The sequence below is a fragment of the Methylobacterium sp. WL116 genome, assembly GCF_008039455.1.
Lineage (GTDB): Bacteria > Pseudomonadota > Alphaproteobacteria > Rhizobiales > Beijerinckiaceae > Methylobacterium.
In genome coordinates, this window is the sequence record NZ_VRUV01000663.1 from 1 (window position 1) to 2,150 (window position 2,150).

At 70.9% G+C, this 2,150-nt stretch carries 4 protein-coding genes; 2 read left to right on the forward strand and 2 right to left on the reverse strand.

What is annotated here, in order from left to right:
- Positions 1–459 (reverse strand): hypothetical protein (locus tag FV223_RS25960; RefSeq protein ID WP_246689817.1); only part of this gene is annotated, 459 nt, incomplete at its 3' end.
- 141 nt (positions 460–600) lie between these two features.
- On the opposite strand from FV223_RS25960, the gene FV223_RS25965 reads away from it, so the two are divergent.
- Complete coding sequence (locus tag FV223_RS25965; RefSeq protein WP_147729635.1) at positions 601–828, forward strand: hypothetical protein; 228 nt, start codon at positions 601–603, stop codon at positions 826–828.
- A gap of 197 nt (positions 829–1,025) precedes the next feature.
- A complete protein-coding gene (locus tag FV223_RS25970) occupies positions 1,026–1,556 on the forward strand; it encodes a hypothetical protein (protein WP_147729636.1) in 531 nt (176 codons plus the stop codon).
- Positions 1,557–1,883: 327 nt separating this feature from the next.
- On the opposite strand, the gene FV223_RS30885 is transcribed toward FV223_RS25970, so the two are convergent.
- The coding region (locus FV223_RS30885; protein WP_187276253.1) for a hypothetical protein at positions 1,884–2,150 on the reverse strand (267 nt) is incomplete at its 5' end.

Consider the following 2,150-nt stretch of genomic DNA (forward strand, 5'->3'; position numbering starts at 1 on the left):
GTTGTGGCCCCAGTAGCTCCCGTCCGGCCCCTGCCAGGTCTCCAGGCAGCGCAGGGCCAGCGGCGCGTAGAGCCGCACCGCGAATTGCTGGATGCGGGCGAACAGCGTGTCGCGGCCGGCCAAGGCCGCGGCGCTCAAGTCGGCCTCCTGCCGCATCGGCCCCTGGACGTAGACGAGGCCGCCCTCGAACATCAGCACGCCGGTGGCGAGCTTCGCCCAGGCCCAGGCCGCCCGGTGGAAGGCGCGCTGCGCCATGGCGAGGAGGCCGGCCAGCAGCGTCAGCGCCAGCGCGGGCAGGAAGATCCAGGTGGCGACCGCGCCCATCGCGCCGCGCATCAGCGCGTATCCGGCCCGGTCGGCCGGCGGCGGCACGAACGCCAACAGCACGAGCAGGCAGGCCAACGCCCCCATCAGCCCGACCGCGCCCATCGTGTGCAGGAACTTCAGGAGGCGTCGCACGGCGTTCCATCCTCCCTCGGGGCCGAGGCTCATGAGCTGCGGCGGCGACAGGGTAGACCGGGAATCGGGATCGCGCACGCGACACGCCGTCCCGGCCCCCGGCGGCAGGCAACGGACGGCCCGCTCACGGGTTGGCCCGGCATGACGAGCATCGCCATCATGATCGGAACGCCGACGGGGTCGAAGCTCCTGGCCGCGGCGAGCGAGCGGCAGGCCGCCCTGTCGGCCGAGCGGATCATCCTGCGCTGCCCGCGCGCCGCCCTGCCGGTGCCGCTCTGGGTCCAGTGCGCTGACCCGGCGATCTCGGCCCGGCTCACCACCTATCTCGGCGGCCTCCAGGCCGAGCTGATCGGCGTCCCGGCGGCCTGACGCCGGGCGGCGGGGCGGATCGAGATCCGGTTCGCGCACGCGACGGTGCCGCGAACCGGTGCGGCGATCTCCGCCAGGCTCTTGCGTTTCCCGATTCGCTCGGGCCGGTGGCCATGACGGGTTCGGTGGCGAGCCTTGCGGCATGCAAGCTTTGCCGGTTGCGCGGCCTATGCCCGAAGACCTATCCGGAATGGGCCATGGCCTATTTCGACCACGTGATCGATGGCGTGAGGCTCGACCTTGCCCATCTGGAGCCGCGCCGTCTGACGTTCTTCGTCGACAAGATCGGCCGTGCGCTGTCGATCGAGGTACGCTTCTCGAATCACTGCTTCACCGTCGGTTTCGACGACGAACGTCACGACCGCCAGCACCTGATCTGGGACCATCGGAGCCGTCGCGCATACGATCCCGCGCGGCACGAACTCTCTCGCCGATTGCCGGCCATCGTCGACGCTTTGCCGGGTGCCTCGGTCTACATGACGCCGACGGATCGGAACTACGTCTATCTCGCCAACGTCGTGCTGGCCGATGGCGCGTGCTATCCGATGTACTTCAGCCTCCGCCGGGCGGCGGCCGGGCATCGGCAGCAACTGCTCATCGTCGTCGAGAGCGCGTACCCGGTGCAGGATCGGCGGCGGGTGCTGGCCGGCACGACCAAGATCAGCTTCGCGGTCCTGTGCGCGAAGGTGTACCAGGGTGATCGGGTGCGGCCCCGGGCGCGGCGCTGAGGCATTCTCAAGCGCGGTGCTGAGGCATTCTCAAGCGCGGTGGAGCCCGGCTCGCGTGAGGAAGATGCGATCTCACGACAGGACCGCGCCCTTTCCGGCGGGCCGGCATCCACGGTTCGGGACGGCTCCGGACGTGAAAGGCCCCTCGCTCACGGGGAGGAGGGGCCATCACTCGCCGGGACACTTGGCTATCTCGCGTTGCGCGTGGACCGACTGCGGTTGCCCGTCGTCGGCGGCCTGGGGCTATCGCGGCGAGCCGCTCAGGCGATCCGTCCCCAGGCACGGAATAAGGCACGCGCAGGCCGGAATTTCAAGGTTTCCTCCCCCTCAAGGTCCCTCGCGGCCCTCCTGCAGCCGCTCGACGCAACGGTAGCCGACGAAGCATTGCCGCTCGTCGCGGGTGGCCTCGTAATCGGGCCGCGTCGTCTCCTCGATGGTGCAGAAGCCGCCGTCGCGCACGATCCGCAGGTAGGTGAGCGGGCCGGTGCTCATCACCACGGCGCCTGCGCGGGCGACGAGGCCCGCGGCGGCGGCGCAGGTGAGCGCGCGGGTGTCGGGCCGTCCCCCGCCCCCGCTCGGCGCATCATCCTGCCC

Bases quoted from the DNA above. Each gene is read 5' to 3' on its own strand.
- FV223_RS25965 (WP_147729635.1), top strand. From the start codon at position 601: ATGACGAGCATCGCCATCATGATCGGAACGCCGACGGGGTCGAAGCTC.
- FV223_RS25970 (WP_147729636.1), top strand. From the start codon at position 1,026: ATGGCCTATTTCGACCACGTGATCGATGGCGTGAGGCTCGACCTTGCC.